Source organism: Streptomyces sp. NPDC001606 (assembly GCF_053596835.1).
Genome location: NZ_JBSFHC010000013.1, coordinates 215294 through 231468, shown reverse-complemented (window position 1 = coordinate 231468; position 16175 = coordinate 215294). Strand labels below are relative to the sequence as shown.

The window sequence follows — 16175 nt, the reverse complement described above, 5'->3', positions numbered from 1 at the left end:
GTCGCCACGCTCACCACGGTCACGGTCGAACGGACGACGCTCCTCGCGACGCTCGAAACCACCACGACCACCACGGTCACCGCGGTCACGGTCGAAGGGACGGCGCTCGTCGCGGTCACGGTCGAACGGACGACGCTCGTCACGACGCTCGAAACCGCCACGGCCACCACGGTCGCCACGCTCACCACGGTCACGGTCGAACGGACGACGCTCCTCGCGACGCTCGAAACCACCACGACCACCACGGTCACCGCGGTCACGGTCGAACGGACGACGCTCCTCACGGCGCTCGTACGGCGCCGAAGCCGCCGGACGCTCCTCGCGCTCGGTCTCGCGCTCCGCCGACTCCTCGGCCACGGCCAGCTCCACGGCCGCCGTCGCCTGGGCCTCGGCCACCGCCGTCTCCGGGTCCTCGCCGCGCTCGCGGGCGACCCGGGCGACCAGCCGGTCGGCCTCGTCGCGCAGCTCGGTCGCGCGGCGCTGGGCGCGCTCCAGCTGCTTGGTGAGCTGGGAGACCTCGCGCTCGGCCTGCTGGGCGGCGTTGGCGGCGGACTCGGCCTGCACCTCGGTCATGGAGCGGGCGCCGGTGATCTCGGCGACCTCCGGGTCGAAGGCGGCGCCGCCCTGGATGATGTGGCGGGCCGCGTCGACGCCGGCGTCCTCCATGAGGCGGAAGATCTGGCGGCGCTGGTGCGGCAGGGACAGCGACACGACCGTGCCGGTACGGCCCGCACGCGCGGTACGGCCGGCGCGGTGCAGGTAGTCCTTGTGGTCGCCGGCCGGGTCCACGTTCAGGACCAGGTCGATGCCGTCGACGTGGATGCCGCGCGCGGCGACGTCGGTGGCGACCAGGACGTTGACGTACCCGTCCTTGAAGTCGGCCAGGGTGCGGGTGCGGGCGCCCTGGGTCATGCCGCCGTGCAGCGCGTCGGCCTTCACGCCGGCCTCGCGGAGCTGCTCGGCGACGCGGTCGGCGCCCAGCTGGGTGCGGACGAAGATGATCGTGCGGCCCTTGCGGGAGGCGATCGCGGCGGTGACCGGCGCCTTGTCCTTGGGCTTCACGATGAGGATGTGGTGCGACATGGTCGTCACCGCGCCCTGGGCCGCGTCCACCTCGTGGGAGACCGGGTTGTTCAGGTAGCGGTCGACGAGGGTCTGGATCTCGTTCTCCATGGTGGCGGAGAAGAGCATGCGCTGGCCGCCGGCCGGGACCTGGTCGAGCAGCTCGGTGACCTCGGGCAGGAAGCCCAGGTCGGACATCTGGTCGGCCTCGTCCAGGACGGTGATCTGCACGTCCTCGAGGGAGCAGGCGCCGCGGTTGATGATGTCGCGCAGGCGGCCGGGCGTGGCGACCAGGATGTCGACGCCGCGCTCCAGGGCGTAGATCTGGTTGCCCATCGAGGTGCCGCCGCAGACGACCTTCATCTTCAGGCCGAGGACGTCGCCGTAGGGCTGGAGGGCGTCGGCCACCTGCATGGCCAGCTCACGGGTGGGCGTGAGGATGACGGCACGCGGCCGCTTCTTCTCGGTGCGGCCGCCGGCCAGCGTGGCCAGGGTGGGCAGACCGAAGGAGAGGGTCTTGCCGGAGCCGGTGCGGCCACGGCCGAGGATGTCCTTGCCGGTCAGGGCGTCCGGGATGGTCGCGGCCTGGATCGGGAAGGGGGTGGTGACGCCGTTCTGTGCGAGCTTGCGCACGATTCCCTCGGGGAGGCCGAGGTCGGCAAAGGTGGTCTGGGGGGTGGTGTCAGCGGCCTCGGGGGCCTCGGTGACCTCGGTCGTCTCTTCCACGAGAGAGTCGTTCTCGAACTCGTTCTCGGACACGACGATCTGGTCAGTACTGGACACGGACATGCGAATGCGAAACCTTCCGGAGTCTCTTCGGCACGCGCCCGTCAACTCCGTGATTCGCTCACGACCGCCTCAATGCGGTCCGCCACGGCAAAGGAGAGTACGCGCCACACGGCGCGCTCTGTGGTGGCGCCGGGCAAATGGGATCAAACGATCTACCACCATACGCACCTCCCACCCCTGATGGCAAACCGATCTCCCGGCGACCCCGGTGAGCTGCGCGTTCCCTCACGCGGGCGCCCCCGCCTCCGGGGCCGGCTCCCGCTGCACCAGCTGGGTGCCGGTCTGCTCGTGCGCCGAGGAGGACGGCTCGGCCGACGGCGGCGCCGAGGTGACCGGGGGCGGGGTGGAGGCCGGGGGCGGCGGCGGGGCGGCGGAGGTGGCCGGGGGCGGCGGCGGGGCGTCGGTCGGCGCCGGATCGCCGGGCTGCGCGGACGGGGCGGGCTTGCCGGGCTTGCCGGGGGGCCGCCGGGGCGCGGCGGAGGCGCTGTCCCCGGCGGACGGGGCGGCGGCCGAGGCCGAGGCCGACTCCCCGGGCTTCGCCTTGCCGCCGTCGCCGTGCTTGCCGTCGCCGCCCGCGGCCTCGTCCCGCCCGGCACCGGCCACTCCGGGCGCGGGCCCGCCGTCGGGGGCCTTCGCGCCGTGCCGGTCCGTCGCGTGGGAGGGCCGGGCCGGGTCCGCGTTCGCGCCCACGTTCACGCAGCCTGCGGCGACGGAGACGGCCAGCGCCGTGACGACCAGACGGACAGGTACGTACAAGGGGCGCACGGCGGCCACCTCCGAGGGCGAGGGAAGGAGTCAACCTCCCCAACTCCCGCCGCCCGCAGGAGGACACGCGCCGCGTGCGCACCGCCGGCCCGGCCGCGGCTCACCCGTATCCGAGGCTGTGCAGACGCGCGTCGTCGATGCCGAAGTGGTGGGCGATCTCGTGGACCACCGTCACCTCGGTCTCCGCGACGACGTCCTCGCGGGTCTCGCACATCCTGAGCGTCGGCCCCCGGAAGACGGTGATCCGGTCCGGCAGGACGCCGGCGTACCACTCGCCCCGGTCGGTCAGCGGGGTGCCCTCGTAGACCCCGAGCAGCTCGGGGTCGTCGGCGGGCGGCTCGTCCTCCACGAAGACGGCCACGTTGTCCATGAGCCGCGTCAGCTCCGGGGGGATCCGGTCCAGCGCCTCGGCGACCAGTTCCTCGAACTCCTCGCGCGTCATCTCCAGCACAGGGTCATTGTCCGGTACCGATGCCGCATAGCGCGGCTGGGACTTGGGCATACGGGACCAATGGCCCGCGTCCCCCGCGCAGCCCTGCGCCTCCTGCCGATCCGGACCGCCCGCCGTGCCCGCCGCGCACGCCGTCCCCGCCCGCTTCCCGCCCCGGACCTGCCCGACCTGGCCCTCCCCGGCCTGGATACCGCCACCCGGCCCCGCCGCTGGCTCGGCGCGCTCGGCCTGACGGCGGTCGTCCTCGTCGGCGCCTGGCTGGGCCTGCTGGTCGTCGGGAACGTACGAACCCCGGTCGGCCCGATGGACACCACGATGGCCCTGCGGCCCTCCCTCACCGGCGGTACGAAGATCAACGTGTCCCCGCTGGGCTCCCTCGCCCTGGACAGCCATGTGGCGCCGGTCCGCCTGGACGTCAACGTCGACCAGCTGGACCCGGCGCGCTCCCAGGCCCTGGTCGACCACCCGGAGCGGCTCTCCGGCCTCCAGGGCCAGGTGGTCCACGACGTCGAGCACGGAACCCTCGATCTCGCCGTGCGCTCCTGCGCCGCCGTCGTCGTCGGCGCCACGGCGCTCGGCCTCGCCGTCTACCGGCGCCCGCGCCGCGCCCTGACGGCCGGCGGACTGGCCCTGGCGCTGCTCGGCGCCTCGGGCGCGTCGGCGTACGCCACCTGGAACCCGCAGTCGGTGCTGGAACCGAAGTTCTCCGGCCTGCTGTCCTCGGCCCCGTCCGTGATCGGCAACGCACGCAGCATCGTCACCGAATTCGACGTCTACCAGCAGGAGTTGGCGCGCCTGGTGACGAACGTGACCAAGCTCTACGACGTCACGTCCACCCTCCCGGCCTACCAGCCCGACCCCTCCACCCTCCGGGTGCTGCATGTGTCGGACATCCATCTCAACCCCGCGAGCTGGAAGATCATCGCGTCGCTGGTGAAGCAGTACCGGGTGGATGTGATCGTCGACTCCGGCGACACGATGGATCACGGCACGACGGCGGAGAACGCCTTCCTGGACCCGGTCGGCAGGCTGGGCGTGCCGTATGTGTGGGTGCGGGGCAACCATGACTCCACGGCCACCCAGCGCTATCTGGAGCGCATGAAGAACGTGCATGTGCTGGACGGTGGCCGGGCGGAGACGGTGGCCGGGCTGCGGTTCGCGGGCATCGGCGATCCGCAGTTCACCCCCGACCGCTCGACGGTGCCCGGCGGTGACGCCGCCGAGCGGCTGGCCGGCGACCGGCTGGCCAGCGCCCTGCGCGACCAGAAGGCCCGGGGCACCCCGGTGGACGTCGCCGTCGCGCACGAGCCGGCCGCGGCCCGCGAGACGGACGGCACGGTGCCGCTGGTGCTCTGCGGGCATCTGCACCACGAGGGTGCCGAGACGCTGCCCTTCGGCACCCTGCTGCGGATGGAGGGGTCCACGGGCGGCAGCGGGCTGCGGGCCGTGGAGCGTTCGTACCCGGCGCCGATCGAGGCCTCGATCCTCTACGTCGACCGGCACGACCACCGGCTCCAGGCCTGGGACGCCATCGAACTGGGTGGACTGGGACTGACAACGGCCGAGGTCAGCCGCCATCTGGCCGACCAGAACCACCCCGGCTCGGCCCCCGCTGGCACCCCGTCCGGGGCGCCGTCCCGCCACTCCCCGTAAACCGTTTTGGCGATCCCCGCCGCCATCCCATATGCTTCTCACGTCCCCGACGCGCTGAGAAGCGCCAGGCGGGCCGATAGCCCTCATCGTCTAGCGGCCTAGGACGCCGCCCTTTCAAGGCGGTAGCACGGGTTCGAATCCCGTTGGGGGCACGCATTACCGTGTGCGACACTGTTGCATACACGCTTGGTCCTGTGGAGCAGTTTGGAGTGCTCGCCACCCTGTCAAGGTGGAGGCCGCGGGTTCAAATCCCGTCAGGACCGCTGGTGTTTCACGTGAAACACCGTGGCTGGGTAGCTCAGTTGGTACGAGCGTCCGCCTGAAAAGCGGAAGGTCGCCGGTTCGACCCCGGCCCCAGCCACCGCCGCCCTGACCAGGGCTTGAGCCCCTCCCCGGTTCCACCAGGGAGGGGCTCTTTCGTGCCGCCTACGCCAACCGGTACGCCAACGCCCCTCAGGAGAGGGTGTCCCCCAGCTTCCGGAGCGCCTTCCGCTGCTCGTCCAGCGACGTGTGGGCGTACACCTTCATGGTCACCCCGATGTCGCTGTGTCCCACGATCTGCCGGACGACGTGCGGCGGCACACCCAGGTCGAGCAGCAGCGAGACAGCCGAGTGCCGGAGATCGTGAAACCGGATCTCCAGGCCGAGACGCTTCCGGAGCGGATCCCAGCTCCGCCGAAGGTTGTCCGGCTCCAGCGGGGTGCCGATACGGGACGTGAAGACCAGCCCCTGTTCCTTCCACCTAACGCCGGCGGCAGCCCTCTCCTGCGCCTGCCGCTCGCGGTGCTCGGTGAGCGCCTTCACCACGAGGGGCGGCAGCGGGACCGTGCGGACGGATGACCGCGTCTTCGGCTTGACGAGCCGCAGCTCACCCCCAACCCGCTGAAGCGCTCGTTCCACCGTCAACGTCTCCCGGTCGAGGTTGATCGCGTCCCAACGAAGCCCCAGCAGCTCACCGCGCCGCATCCCCAGAACCAAGGCCAGCACGTAGACGGCGTGCAACCGGTCACCTTCAGAGGCCCGGAGCAGAAGCCGGGCGTCGGCGACGCTCAGCCCCTTCCCGGTGTCGTACGAAGGGGTGGGAACCTGCACGAGCTGGGCGACGTTCCGCGTGATCAGCTCCTCTCGCACGGCGTTCTGAAGCGCGTTGCGGAGTACGGCGTGAATGGACTGCACCATGCGGGGGGACAGCAGGTTCTTGCAGCACTCCCCCGCCGCGCAGCACTCCGGCTGGGGCCGCTCTTTGTCCCAGCCGTGCTTGCAGCACTGGCACTCGGATGCCACGCGGGCGAGCCACGTACGGACCTCTGCGGCCCGCAGGGTGCGGATCTTCTTCCGGCCCAGTCCGGGGACCAGGTGAACGCGGGCGACACTCTCGTAGCCCTGGTAGGTCTTGGGGCGGCGGTGGATCTTGACCACCGTCGCAAGCCAGTAGGTCAGGTAGTCCTCCAGGTTCATCTTCGTGTCAGGCACGGGGATGCCCTGGTTCTCCTGAGCCTGAAGGTCGGTGATCTTCTGCCGCACCTCGTCACGGGTCTTGCCGTAGACCGAGACGCGCTTACGGATGCCGCTCGTCGTGGTCACGTACACACGGCCGTGGTAGGTGCCGTCCTTGCGGATGGTGATGCTGCCTTCGCCATTGGCCCGCTTGGCCATCAGGCGGCCTCCCTCAGTTGGTTCTGCATGAAGGTGTGGAGTGCATCGGCGGGCACCCGGCGGGACCGGCCGATGGTGAAGCTCGGAAGCTGGCGGGAGCGGATGAGGTCGTAGACCTTGAAGCGGCTCAGCCGCAGTGCCGCCATGACTTCCGGCACGGTCAGAGCCTGGTGAGTGGTGGGCAGGGTGGCACTCACTTCTGCCTCCAATGGCGTCGCCTCTGTCCGAGGTGGGGATTTCTGCGTCACCGCGTCATCTGCGTCATTCAGGGCCTCTGACCTGCGCGTTTTGAGTGACGCAGAGCGCTGGGGGCGCGTCATCGGTGACGCAGGCTGTCCGCCCCGGGTGACGCGGGTGACGCGCCGTGACGCAGCCGGTGGCCGTCTGCGTCACCGCCGTCTGCCCAGCTCACCGGTCGTTTCCCGGGGCCTGGTGACGCAGGTGACGCAGCGCTTCCCACTTAGGAAAAAAGGCGGGTATCTGTGGTGGTGCAGTGCGTCTTAGGGCGTGAAGAAGGAGCCGCTTCGCGGCGCGTCCAGCCGGGGCGGCGCCGCCGCCGAAGAGCAAGAAGAGCACGCCTCCGCGCGGGCCGGGTGCTCTTCTTGCTTGTGCGGGTGTCGGGCGGTGGTGCCGGTCAGAACGCCGGTTGCTGCTCGTGCTGGGGCGTGGCCGGCGGGCGGGCCATCTCGATGTAGCGGGCCGCTTTGGTGCGGCCCCAGTCGATGAGGACGCCCCGGGCGGCGAGGGTGGGCTGAAGGCGCTTGAGGCGGTCGGAGAGGACTTTGCCGGTGGTGGGCCAGCCCTTGGGCAGGGGACGGCACTCCTCACCGCTGTAGAGGCCGGTGAGGCAGTACAACCACTCAGCAGAGGTCATCCGCTGCTCTGCCCCCGCCTCCAGGCCGGCGGCGTGCTTCAGCACGGTCTGTGCCAGCAGGTCGCCTTCGATCACGTCGTCGTTGAGGTCGTCCAGGCTGGCCCGGTAGGCAGCCAGCGCCCCGAGGCCGGTGGCAGCGTCGAGCTGGGCGCACAGGTGGGCGAAGTCGGCCATGCGCAGGTCGGTCGGGATGTCCGCCTCGGCGGCGCGGACCTTGACCGTGAGGTCGAGCAGAGACCCGAGGATGACCGGCAGCGCCTCCGCGTACTCGGCCCACAGTTCCGCCTCGGTGCGCCGGACCTTGGGCCGCTCCAGCCGCAGGGGCAGAAGCCGTTCCGCGAGGTCCGGGCGGATGACGCCGACGTCGATGCCGGTCAGGAGCAGGGGGCGGCGGTAGCGGGAACGGTGCACGTCCCCGTCGGTGAACAGGGCGCGTTTGACGTTCTCGGCGCCGGTGACGATGCAGCACATGGCGTCGGACAGGTCGGGGGTCATGTGGGAGAGGTTGTCCAGGGCGGTGACCCAGCCGGCGGCCACGGCCGCGATCAGGTTCTCCTCGTCCTTCGGGGCGCGGCGCAGGTCTCCGCTCATGCCCTCGATGACCCGTACGAGCATCCGGCCGCCGGTGGACTTGCCCGCGCCCTGGGGCCCGGTGAGGAACGGCGCGGGCACGGGCACCGACGGCCCGAGACAGCCGATCAGCCAGGCGATGGCCAGGCACTCCGTCTCGGCGGTGGCGAAGTTGCACAGCCTCAGCAACAGGTCGATGCCCTTGCCGTTGGTGTCCTTGGCCGGCAGCGGCAGTTCGCCGGTGAGCTGGGTGCGCCGCCAGCACACCTCCCGGGGGTCCGGGGTGGTGATGTCCCATCCGGTGGGGTGGATGCGGACGGACAGCCCGTCGCTGCGGCCCAGGTCCAGCCACGTCGCCCCGTCGAGTCCGGGGGCGACGCGGATGTGCACGGGCTGTACGTCCTCGGTCAGAGCGAGTGCTTCGATCAAGTCCAATGCCTCCTTCAGTGCGGTGCCGTTGAACACGCCGACTCCGTCGCGGAAGAGACCGACCATCAATTCCTGGCGGTGGCTGCCCGTGGTGCCCTGGGAGCGGATCGGGCGGGCCACGGGGTGGCCGTTCTTCTGCGCGTACACGGTCCCGTCGGCGGTGCGGAAGTACCGGAAGTGCGCCTGTGCGTAGTCGGTGATGACTTCGCGGGCGGGGTTCTTCTCGTCGTCGGACACGGTCACATCCCCAGGGCGGTGCGGGCGTTGGTCCACGCGTCGGTGCAGTGCCGCATGGTCTCGCCCTTGGCCTGCGCGGCGGTGAACAGCCGTGCGATGTGGGTGTCGGTGAGGCAGCCGCACCGGCCGTGCGTGGACAGCACGGCCAGGAACGTCCGGTACACGGTGTGGTGCACCGCGCTGCTGGCGGCGGTGATGCGCTCCTCCGCCATGGCGATTCCCCGGTCCAAGTAGGCGGGGGTGCGGTGCGGGCACTCCCCGCTGCCCGCCCCCGCCAGCACGGGGAGGGCAGGCGGTGCCTGCCGGATCGTGGACGACTTCCGCGCGGCGAGTGCGCGCACGGCGTACGGCAGGGCGGTCAGGGTTCCGGTGCCGGGGCCCAGGTAGCGGGCGTAGGCCATGGCCGACTTGATGTCGACGCCGGGCCGGACCGCGTTGCGGGACGCCATGGCGCCCCGGTAGATCCAGTGCTCACCGCGCGATGTCGCAACGGTCCGGGTGGCGGGCAGGGTGGTGCGGGCCCATGCGATGGCGTCCGCGTCGTCCAGATCCACCACGGTCAGCCCGGCGCCGCCGGGGTGGTAGCCGACACACACCGCCTTCCGCCACGCCGCCGCCCACCGGGGCGAGAGGATCACGGCCGGCTCGGTGGTGGCAGCGGCCCACGCGTGGCAGATGTCGGGGCAGTGACAGGGCCCCGGGGTCTTCATGTTCGGCCTGCCGCCGCACGCGTTATCCACGCAGGAGGGGCAGTTGCCGAACGGCACCTTGCCCCGCCGCAGGGGCAGCACCGGCACGCCGTCAGCCGCGAGGTACAGCGCGATGCGCAGGTGGCTGGTCGGGGCGAGCACTCGCCCAATGTCGGTCGTATGGGTCATGCTGGGAGACCTCCACTGTTCAGTTGGGTGGGTGGAAGCAAGGGCGGCCCCGGTTCTTGGCGGAATGGGGGGCCGCCCTTGGCGTTGTCGCCGTGGGTTTGGTTCGACGCTTGTTTCCAGCGGATTCAGACGGCATGAGCGCTGGTGGGCATCAAGGGGGTGGCAAGGAGGCAATGGGGGTTGTCAGTGCCGCCGGATACGTTGATCAAGTGAGCTGCCTCCTTGCGGTCTCGTGAGCTCGCACGGTCGCGTGATGGGGAGGCATGGCGTGATGGAGGAGTCACGTGACGGCGTGGTTGATGTACCTGGGCGAGGACGCCAAGCGCGTGGGCGGGGGATACGACGACAACCCCTCGACCCACTACAGCTGGGACAGCAGGGTGCCCAACGCTGCCCGAGTCCAGGTCGGGGACACAATCGTGCTGTGGGATGGGGACACGTCGTTGGGGTTGTCCGTGATCGAGGACATCACCACCGGCAGCGGCGAGAAGGACCTCAGCTCTTGCCCGTCGTGCGGGAAGGCGGACATTGCCGAACGCAAGACGATGACGCCGAAGTACCGCTGCTGGACGAAAACGTGCAAGGCCGAGTTCGATGCTCCGACCGTGGAAACGGTCCCGGTGATCACCTATCGGGCCAATTACGAAGCGGGGTGGATCGATCTGCGCGGCGATCTCTCGGGAGGGGAGCTGCGGGCCCTGTGCGAGGAACCGAAGTCACAGAACGCATTGCGCCGCCTGCGTTGGAACGACTTCCGGGCCCGCGTCGAGACGGGCGAGAATTCCACCCCGTTGGACATCATCGACACCGCCCGCGAGGTCATCGCCGGCGGCCACAGCACACGCACGGTCCGCGCCCGCATCGGGCAGGCGGCATTCCGTTCCTCCCTGCTGGCGCAATTTGGAGAAATGTGCGCCTTCACCGGGCCCATGCCCGGTGTGGTGCTGGAGGCGGCCCACCTCTACAGCTACGCCGCCAACGGCAAGCACCACACCTTCGGCGGCCTGCTGCTGCGCCGTGACGTCCACCGGCTGTTCGATCTCGGGCGGATCTCGATCGACCCAAACACTCTGACGCTCGACGTTACGCCCGATACCAGGAAATACCCGGACTACGCCGCCTTGCACGGCAAGCCGCTGACCGTGCAGATCACCAAGGCCCATACGAAGTGGATCGCCGAGCATTGGGCCATGCACCGCAACGACGCCGTGGCCATCCCGAGCCAGAAGACGACCAATCTGGACACGACGACCGTTGCGTAATCAGCAGGAGCTGGGAGCCGGCTACCCGTGGAAGTGGCCCCGCTTGAAGACGGCTTTGCGGATGTTGACCGTGCTCCCGGCACCCCTCGGACGGTGACCGAAAACCTGGACGGCGATCAAGCCGCCGAAGATGATGGCGGCCAGAATGATGAGCTGCTGGATGAGCGCGGCGAGCGCGGCGATGAACGTGGTGAGCAACAGCAGGCCACCGCACACGGCGAGGAAGCCAATGCCCCCAAGGGCGACGTTCACTGCGGTGCGGGAGATGGCCGGCTTGGAGGTGACCGGTTCGGGCTTGGCCGGGGTGACAGCGTAGCCGGTGACGACTCGCCCGTCAGGCAGCACGATGCTAGCCATGGTCAGGACGCTGTCCATCCGCACCGACACCAGCGGCGCCGCGAAGGGCACCGCCGGCGGGGCGATGGTGGTGGGCTCGTGGATTGCGAGCACTCGCTCAAGAGGCGCGCGGTCGACGTATTCGGGGTGCATTCGGAATCCCTTCCGGTGCTGGGTGAGGGAGGCAAAGGCACCCCCTTGGGGGTGCCATGCGGAGGGGGGTTTCGGGGGTCTGACCTGCGGGCCTCCCTGACTCCCTGGACGATCATTTGCGCTGGTCAGGGCCAGGGAGGCGGGTCAGGGAGGGGTTTAGGGAGTTCTCCCTGCCTCCCTGACCCGGCGGGGGTCGCCTCCCTGCGTCAGGAGGCGGAAGCGGAACCGTCGGTGTCGCGTTCGGCGAGGGCGCGCAGGACGCGGTCCCGGGCGACGACCATGACGCCGTCGGACTTGTACGGCTCCGCGCCGGCCTGGTCCAGGACGCGCTTGAGGTTGATGAACGACCAGCCGCCGTAGGCGGCCGGGTTCCGGGTGGCGAGCCGCGCCAGGACGTCCTTGGTCCGCACGCGGGGCGCGTCGCCGATGACGGCGGCGATGTCGGCGAGCGGGTCGCGCTCGGCGTCGCCGGTCTCGATGGCGTGCAGGGTGGTGACGCCGTCGCGCAGGGCCTTGGCCCGGTCGGTGATGGCCACGGCGTCATCGTCGGGGATGTAGTGGGTGCGCACGGTGATGGAGGACTGGCCGGCCGGAATGGCGATGCCGTCGGAGGCGACGACCAGGGTTCCCCGGTCCAGGCCCGGGCGCAGCAGGTTCGGAGCGGCCCCGCCGTCGACGGCCTTGTCACCCAGCGCCATGCGCGCCTGGGACTCGGTGCCGAGCGCGAGGGAGGCGCGGGTGTGGGCGCCCTCACGGACCAGCTTGGGGAGGTTCTCGTTGGTCGGGTCCTGGGTGCCCTGCCACATCAGGACGTTCACGGCCCGCCCCTGGTTGTGGATCTTGCGGACGGCCATGAAGTAGCGGGAGTTGGCCTTCGCCCCGCCATAGGGGCGCTTTTCCTCGTCCTTGGCCGGGCACATGAACGCAACCTGCGCCTCATCGACCAGCACGATCAGCGGCGGGAACACGGTGCCGGGCGGGGCCTGGATCCGGCGGTTCATCTCGTCGACCGCGCCCTCGACCATCTCGGTCACCTGGATCACGTGTTCATCGGTCGGGCCCTGGATCAGGGTCGTGGCGAGCCCGTCGAACATGGCCCAGTCACCCACGCCCTTGAGGTCACCGATCAGGAACTGAACCGACTTGTCCAGCGCCAGCCACAGCGCCAGGGAACGCAGCGCCACGGTCTTGCCCTGGTTCGACAGACCCGTGATCAGAAGGTGCCGCTGGTACAGGCTCAGCGCGGCGGCATCGCCCCGCAGATCCTGACCCCACGGCGCCTTGCCCTTGGCGTAGTCGGCAGTCAGCGTCTCGTCCGTGACCAGCGGGGACGGGCCGATCGGCTCGTCCAGCGCGCCGGAGTCGGCGACCCACAGCCGCACCGTCCGGGCCGCCTGCGGGATGGTGATGAACACTTCGTGCTCGTGCCTGCTGAGGTTCTCGGCGAGCTTGCGGCGCTTGCCCTGGACCTCGTTGGTCGACACCCCGGACGGCAAGGTGACGTCGACCTCGACGCCACATCCGGCGATCACGATCGGGGACAGCATCGACGCGCCGGCGTCGCCCATCTCCGTGATGGCCTTGCGCAGCGCGGGCACCCCCAGGTCCCGCAGGGCCTTGACCACGATGGACGGCGTGATGGGCTCACCCTCGCCGTTGCGGACGCGATCCGGGAGCGCCCACTGGGGTGCGGCCTGCTGCTTGCTGCCGACCGCCCACAGCGCGAGCAGCGCGAGGAACGGGCCGATCGTGATCGCCGGACCCCACACCACCCGCACGATCACGATCATCAGGTTGATGAACTTGATGACCGCCATCAGCGGCGTGACGACTTCGGTGACGTCCTTGGTGGCGATGGCCATGGCGATGCCCAGCAGGACCAGGCCGCCGATGCCCATGCCGGCGCTGACGGCCGCGCCCTTGGCGGCATCGAGCGGGGAGTGCAGCAGGTCCATGCGGCGGTGGTGGCGGGCCGCGCGGTAGCGCTGCCCGCGCTCCTCCCACTCAGCCGCCGCCTCGTAGTTCCCCGCGGCTTCCGCCGCGCGGAGCATCCTCTCGTAGCGGGCGGCGGTCCGGCCGTCCCAGGTACGGCGGGCCACGATCCGGGCGCCGCCGACCACGTAGAGGGAATGCCGGGCCGCCGCGCGGGCGGCGGTCTTGGTGCGCTCGTCGGTGGCAAGCCGCCGGATCGCGCGGCCGGACCGCACCCACAACGGCACCACGGCCGGCGGCTGTGGGCAGTCGTCGGTGACAACGGTCAGAGTCGGCCCCTCACCAGCGGCAGGGGGATCGGTGTCCTTGTGCAGGGGAACGACGTTGCTGCTCATGCTCGGGTCTCCTGACTGCCCCGGATCGGGGCAGGAAGCGTTGCGAGAAGAGGGAGAGGGCCCCGCCCGGCGTGGGCACGGGCGGGGCGGGCGATCAGCGGCCGTGCCGGGCGCGCGTCTCCGCACGGCTGAGCTGGGACGGCTCGGTGCGCGGGCCGTCGACCCAACAGAAGGGCCTCAGGCCGTCGGCGGCCTTGAAGACCCGGATGGCGGCACCGGGCGGGGCGTCGGGCCGGGGGTAGACACGGCCGCCCTCCAGGGACGCCAACAGCCGAGCGGCGTGGTGCTCGCACCCGTCCGCCCCGGTGTCGGAGCGATCGAGCACGGTCACCACGAACGACCCCACACACAGAGTGGGGTCGTCCGGCTGCGCGGCGGCGCAGCCGGCGGTCACCACCACCCCGACGACTTCTTGGCAGCCTTCGCGGTGGCGGCCTCGTTCACGATCCGCTGACGCTCGGTCTTCATCGCCGCGATCTCCGTGACCAGCCGCGTCTCGGCGGCCGCCCAGGCGGTGTCAATCTGCCGGTCGGCACTCGCGGTGCCGTTGCCCCGGTGCAGGCTGTAGGCGCCGCCGGCGGCGGCCCGCAGGATGGCGCGGCGCTCGCGGCCGTCGAGCGGCCACAGCTCACGGTCGCGGACCGCCGCGAGCTTGCGTTCGTTCTGCTGAATCGCCTTGTCCAGGCGACGGGTGTCGGGCTTGCCCATCACGCACTCCTCGGAGAGGTAGAAGGGAAGGCGCAGGACACGCAGGTGCCCAGCGAAGAGGGGATGACGTAGCCCGCATCCATGCGGCACTGCGGGCAGATCCGGCGGGCACGGTTTGCCTTGGCCAGCGCCGCCCACCGCGCCGGCGTCATCGGACGCACCGGCTTGGCCAGGTCAACGCGGTAGAGGTAGGCGACCAACGGGTCCCGGCGGCGGCGGGGCCGCTCCAGCTGCGCCGCCACGTCCTGGCCACCCGGCCGCAGGCCCCGCGCACGGAGCTGACGGCGGGTGGCGTAGCCGTCCGGGGCCAGGCGCCACCGGTACACCGGCAGCGCCCCCATCACGCGACCCGCTTCCAGGCCGCCCGCAGACGGACCTCAGAGGCAGAGTGGCCGGCCGCCCGGAAACGGGCCGCCATCTCCCGATAGGACAGGGCCGGGATCTCGCTGTCCCGGATTTCCCGGACGAGCGTGTCCAGTGCCTCATCAGTGAGCGCGGGAGCCGATTCCAGGGCCGTCACGGGCTCGCTGGGGCCCCAGACGGGCAGCTCCCAGCGGGACGTGACACCGGGCGTGACGGTGGCCGTCACGCTGGTCAGCGCCCTACCGGTGCCCTCGCCCCGCCGCGCCGCCTCCAACGTCGACCAGGCGCCGGCGAGAGTCTGCGCGGTCTTGGCCTGGACGCGTGCGACGCGCGCCCCAGCCTGCGTCACGGCCGTCAGCCGTGTCTCCTCCGTGGCCGCCTCCGCCCGCAGCCGGGCGCGCGCCACTGCCGCCTCGTCCCGGGCTTTCTGCTGAATCCCCGCGATGGCCCCCAGCGCGGTCGGCGTGAGCGCGGTGCTCTCCCACAACCCGTGCACCAGCCACAGAGCCTTGGCCGCGAGCGGCAGCCACGCCACCGCCAGCCACGCCCCACGGGCGCCGTCGACGGTGAAAGCGTGGACCACCAGAACTCCGGTGGCGACCATGCCGAAGGACCAGCCGACGGCCGTCACCGGGGCGCTGTGGTCGCCCTGCGCGGCCAGGCGGCGCTCGTAGGCGAGGGTGGCCAGCCACCCGCCGTCGATCCCAAGGCCGACGACCAGCGCGACCGGCCATGGCACCGAAGCGCCCAGCCACATCACAACCACGGCGAGGGTGAGCACCATGGACACCGCCGTCATCACGGCGGCTGGCAGTGCTGTCTTCGCGGCGCCCGGCAGCGACTTCACCGCACACCCCCGACCGCGAGGACGGCAGCGAGCACCAGCAGGGCCCCGCCGAGGAGGGTCAGGTTGACCGCGTACCGCAGCGTCGTGAACTTCCGCATAGCCAACCGGGACAGGCCCGCGATGTCCGCCGCCAAGTCCTGCGAGAGGGCGGCGGTGATCTCCTGCGGGGTCAGCGTCGCCCACAGCGGAAACCCGTGCCGGCCGCTCAGGTTCGGGCGGACCGACTTCAGCAGCAGCCACGCCGCCAACAGCAGCAGCCACACCCCGACGGCGCCGGCCACCCGGGCGGGCCAGTACAGGGTGAGGTCATGACCGACGCTCCAGGCCCCGGCCAGGACCGCGCCGACGAACGCCAACAGAAGACTGGTCTTGCTGTCGGTCCGCGCGATCTCCGCCTTCACCTCAGCGTGCGCGGCCGCCAGGCTCTGCCCGACCGTGGCGCTCATGCCGCACCCCCGGGCAGGCTCACCGTGGCGGTGCGGTTGGCGAGCGCCGCCCGCGCGGCCAGCACCCGCGCCAGCGCGCGGCGCAGGCGGCGGGTGTCCAGCTCGGTCGGGACGCGGTCCAAGGTGATGATCTGCGCGTCGAGCAAGTCGACGTCCGCGAGGATCACGGGCATCTCCTGCTCGATTGCGTCCAGCTCTGCGGCCGTCGGCTCCATGAAGTCGGCGAACGCGGTAACAGCGTCCTGAACAGTGACGATGTGGCTCATGGGTCGTGGTTCTCCCTTGCAGGTGGCAACGGCCCGACAGCACCCCCGGAGTAGCCCCTCCGGGGGTGCGCGCCGTTGTAGAGAGATGGCCGCACACGGGCAG

General features: G+C 71.0%; 17 protein-coding genes and 3 tRNA genes. 5 read left to right on the top strand and 15 right to left on the bottom strand.

The window, feature by feature from the left end:
- From ACWCV9_RS24100 to ACWCV9_RS24090, 3 genes are all read right to left on the bottom strand, one after another.
- On the bottom strand, positions 1-1851 hold a 1851-nt coding region (locus ACWCV9_RS24100), incomplete at its 3' end, for a DEAD/DEAH box helicase (protein WP_450789405.1).
- Positions 1852-2076: 225 nt separating this feature from the next.
- The gene (locus ACWCV9_RS24095; protein WP_450789403.1) at positions 2077-2616 is read right to left on the bottom strand and encodes a hypothetical protein; all 540 of its coding nucleotides are present in this window, start codon (positions 2614-2616) and stop codon (positions 2077-2079) included.
- A gap of 100 nt (positions 2617-2716) precedes the next feature.
- Positions 2717-3067, bottom strand: coding sequence for a metallopeptidase family protein (locus ACWCV9_RS24090; RefSeq protein WP_450789401.1), 351 nt, complete (start codon positions 3065-3067; stop codon positions 2717-2719).
- Between the two features lie 60 nt (positions 3068-3127).
- On the opposite strand from ACWCV9_RS24090, the gene ACWCV9_RS24085 reads away from it, so the two are divergent.
- The 4 genes from ACWCV9_RS24085 (at position 3128) to ACWCV9_RS24070 (ending at position 5081) form a co-directional block, all read left to right on the top strand.
- Positions 3128-4720: a metallophosphoesterase family protein gene (locus ACWCV9_RS24085; protein WP_450789399.1), complete on the top strand. Its 1593-nt coding sequence runs from the start codon at positions 3128-3130 to the stop codon at positions 4718-4720.
- Between the two features lie 79 nt (positions 4721-4799).
- Positions 4800-4872, top strand: a tRNA-Glu gene (locus tag ACWCV9_RS24080).
- Between the two features lie 36 nt (positions 4873-4908).
- Positions 4909-4983 (top strand) — tRNA-Asp (locus ACWCV9_RS24075).
- A 24-nt stretch (positions 4984-5007) separates the two neighbouring features.
- A tRNA-Phe gene (locus tag ACWCV9_RS24070) sits at positions 5008-5081 on the top strand.
- Positions 5082-5173: 92 nt separating this feature from the next.
- Here ACWCV9_RS24070 and ACWCV9_RS24065 read toward each other — a convergent pair.
- The 4 genes from ACWCV9_RS24065 to ACWCV9_RS24050 form a co-directional block, all read right to left on the bottom strand.
- Entirely contained in the window at positions 5174-6376 is a 1203-nt protein-coding gene (locus tag ACWCV9_RS24065; RefSeq protein ID WP_450789397.1) for a site-specific integrase, read from the bottom strand.
- Positions 6376-6573: a helix-turn-helix domain-containing protein gene (locus ACWCV9_RS24060; protein ID WP_450789395.1), complete on the bottom strand. Its 198-nt coding sequence runs from the start codon at positions 6571-6573 to the stop codon at positions 6376-6378. The genes ACWCV9_RS24065 and ACWCV9_RS24060 overlap by 1 nt, the downstream gene beginning before the upstream one ends.
- A 437-nt stretch (positions 6574-7010) precedes the next feature.
- The gene (locus tag ACWCV9_RS24055) at positions 7011-8486 is read right to left on the bottom strand and encodes an ATP-binding protein (protein ID WP_450789393.1); all 1476 of its coding nucleotides are present in this window, start codon (positions 8484-8486) and stop codon (positions 7011-7013) included.
- 2 nt (positions 8487-8488) lie between these two features.
- A complete protein-coding gene (locus ACWCV9_RS24050) occupies positions 8489-9364 on the bottom strand; it encodes a bifunctional DNA primase/polymerase (RefSeq protein ID WP_450789392.1) in 876 nt (291 codons plus the stop codon).
- Between the two features lie 284 nt (positions 9365-9648).
- Here ACWCV9_RS24050 and ACWCV9_RS24045 point away from each other — a divergent pair, with 284 nt between their 5' ends.
- Positions 9649-10626 carry an HNH endonuclease gene (locus ACWCV9_RS24045; RefSeq protein WP_450789391.1) on the top strand — a complete coding sequence of 326 codons (978 nt, stop codon included), beginning with the start codon at positions 9649-9651 and terminating at the stop codon, positions 10624-10626.
- A gap of 21 nt (positions 10627-10647) precedes the next feature.
- Here the strand turns inward: ACWCV9_RS24045 and ACWCV9_RS24040 are convergent, their stop codons facing one another.
- From ACWCV9_RS24040 to ACWCV9_RS24005, 8 genes are all read right to left on the bottom strand, one after another.
- Complete coding sequence (locus ACWCV9_RS24040; RefSeq protein WP_450789389.1) at positions 10648-11115, bottom strand: hypothetical protein; 468 nt, start codon at positions 11113-11115, stop codon at positions 10648-10650.
- A gap of 206 nt (positions 11116-11321) precedes the next feature.
- A complete protein-coding gene (locus tag ACWCV9_RS24035; RefSeq protein WP_450789387.1) occupies positions 11322-13442 on the bottom strand; it encodes an FtsK/SpoIIIE domain-containing protein in 2121 nt (706 codons plus the stop codon).
- A 94-nt stretch (positions 13443-13536) separates the two neighbouring features.
- Positions 13537-13842 carry a hypothetical protein gene (locus ACWCV9_RS24030; RefSeq protein WP_450789385.1) on the bottom strand — a complete coding sequence of 102 codons (306 nt, stop codon included), beginning with the start codon at positions 13840-13842 and terminating at the stop codon, positions 13537-13539.
- Positions 13833-14150 (bottom strand): hypothetical protein, encoded by a 318-nt coding sequence (locus tag ACWCV9_RS24025; protein ID WP_450789384.1) that lies wholly within the window; start codon positions 14148-14150, stop codon positions 13833-13835. The genes ACWCV9_RS24030 and ACWCV9_RS24025 overlap by 10 nt, the downstream gene beginning before the upstream one ends.
- Positions 14150-14491: an RRQRL motif-containing zinc-binding protein gene (locus tag ACWCV9_RS24020; RefSeq protein WP_450789427.1), complete on the bottom strand. Its 342-nt coding sequence runs from the start codon at positions 14489-14491 to the stop codon at positions 14150-14152. Before ACWCV9_RS24020 ends, ACWCV9_RS24025 begins: the two co-directional genes overlap by 1 nt.
- Positions 14491-15312 carry a protein spdB gene (locus ACWCV9_RS24015; protein WP_450789426.1) on the bottom strand — a complete coding sequence of 274 codons (822 nt, stop codon included), beginning with the start codon at positions 15310-15312 and terminating at the stop codon, positions 14491-14493. The genes ACWCV9_RS24020 and ACWCV9_RS24015 overlap by 1 nt, the downstream gene beginning before the upstream one ends.
- Positions 15313-15356: 44 nt before the next feature.
- Positions 15357-15806, bottom strand: a complete 450-nt coding sequence (locus tag ACWCV9_RS24010) for a Pycsar system effector family protein (RefSeq protein WP_450789382.1) — start codon at positions 15804-15806, stop codon at positions 15357-15359.
- Entirely contained in the window at positions 15803-16072 is a 270-nt protein-coding gene (locus ACWCV9_RS24005) for a DUF6284 family protein (RefSeq protein WP_450789380.1), read from the bottom strand. The genes ACWCV9_RS24010 and ACWCV9_RS24005 overlap by 4 nt, the downstream gene beginning before the upstream one ends.
- Positions 16073-16175 lie beyond the last annotated feature (103 nt).

Coding starts and splice junctions, on each gene's coding strand:
- ACWCV9_RS24085 (WP_450789399.1), top strand. CDS start 3,128: ATGGCCCGCGTCCCCCGCGCAGCCCTGCGCCTCCTGCCGATCCGGACC.
- ACWCV9_RS24005 (WP_450789380.1), bottom strand. CDS start 16,072: ATGAGCCACATCGTCACTGTTCAGGACGCTGTTACCGCGTTCGCCGAC.
- ACWCV9_RS24050 (WP_450789392.1), bottom strand. CDS start 9,364: ATGACCCATACGACCGACATTGGGCGAGTGCTCGCCCCGACCAGCCAC.
- ACWCV9_RS24065 (WP_450789397.1), bottom strand. CDS start 6,376: ATGGCCAAGCGGGCCAATGGCGAAGGCAGCATCACCATCCGCAAGGAC.
- ACWCV9_RS24020 (WP_450789427.1), bottom strand. CDS start 14,491: ATGGGGGCGCTGCCGGTGTACCGGTGGCGCCTGGCCCCGGACGGCTAC.
- ACWCV9_RS24040 (WP_450789389.1), bottom strand. CDS start 11,115: ATGCACCCCGAATACGTCGACCGCGCGCCTCTTGAGCGAGTGCTCGCA.
- ACWCV9_RS24010 (WP_450789382.1), bottom strand. CDS start 15,806: ATGAGCGCCACGGTCGGGCAGAGCCTGGCGGCCGCGCACGCTGAGGTG.
- ACWCV9_RS24035 (WP_450789387.1), bottom strand. CDS start 13,442: ATGAGCAGCAACGTCGTTCCCCTGCACAAGGACACCGATCCCCCTGCC.
- ACWCV9_RS24015 (WP_450789426.1), bottom strand. CDS start 15,312: ATGACGGCGGTGTCCATGGTGCTCACCCTCGCCGTGGTTGTGATGTGG.
- ACWCV9_RS24025 (WP_450789384.1), bottom strand. CDS start 14,150: ATGGGCAAGCCCGACACCCGTCGCCTGGACAAGGCGATTCAGCAGAAC.